Below are 895 nucleotides of genomic sequence, written 5' to 3'. Positions count from 1 at the left end.
CCTATACCGGTACGACCACCATCGGCGGTGGCACTCTATCGGTGCGTCATGATAATGCCCTTGGGGCAGCTGACAACACCGCGGCTACTGGGACCGTCGTGACCGCAAACGGTTCATACCTTCGCTTAGAGAATAACGTAACCGTCGGCAACGAGTTGCTCAGTTCGCCGTCGGGTACATACTTCTACGTTCAGAACTATGGCAACAACACCTGGGAGGGCGATGTCGAGACCGGCTCGTACGTGCAACTCTATGTCTACTCCGGCAGTCTGCAGTTGGACGGCAACGTCGATACGAACAATCAATACATCTATCTGAATTATGGGGCCACCGTGTTCAACGGGACGTTTGGCAATGTTGGTCGACTGTACATGAATTCTTCCACCGCTACGGCTGAGTTGAACTCAAATCTGGCGACAAACTACTATCCCTTGAATTACGGCGGAACTTTTTCCGGCACGGGTGCCTTGACGTGGACATACGGTGGTTCTGCCTTAGTCCGCGGCACGATTGATCCGGGCAGTGGATCCACGACCGGCATCCTAACTTTGGACGACGTAGGATTCGAAGGCGCTTACAATCCCCGACTCTCAGTTCAACTCAACGGCACCACAGCGGGCAGCGGCCACGATCAATTGAAGGTCAACGGCACAGTAGAGATCGCTGGCGATTTGGACGTAACGCTCGGATACTCACCCGCTGTGGGCGATTCGTTCACCATTCTCGACAATGATAACTTGGGGGGAATTGCGGACCCGATCGTCGGCACGTTCAACGGCCTGAGCGAAGGGGGCATTCTTGCGGTCGGCACAGATTATTTCTCGATCACCTACGAAGGCGGCGACGGCAACGACATTGTACTGACCAAGGTGCTGGCCGCTGAATGGGACGGCGG

At 55.3% G+C, this 895-nt stretch carries 1 protein-coding gene; it reads left to right on the top strand.

The window, feature by feature from the left end:
- A partial coding sequence (locus NG895_RS09435; protein WP_252852235.1) for a hypothetical protein occupies positions 1–895 on the top strand: 895 nt, incomplete at both ends.

Origin of the sequence: Aeoliella straminimaris, assembly GCF_024054565.1 — a bacterium.
GTDB classification, from domain to species: domain Bacteria; phylum Planctomycetota; class Planctomycetia; order Pirellulales; family Lacipirellulaceae; genus Aeoliella; species Aeoliella straminimaris.
This window is presented reverse-complemented; position numbering and strand designations above follow the sequence as displayed.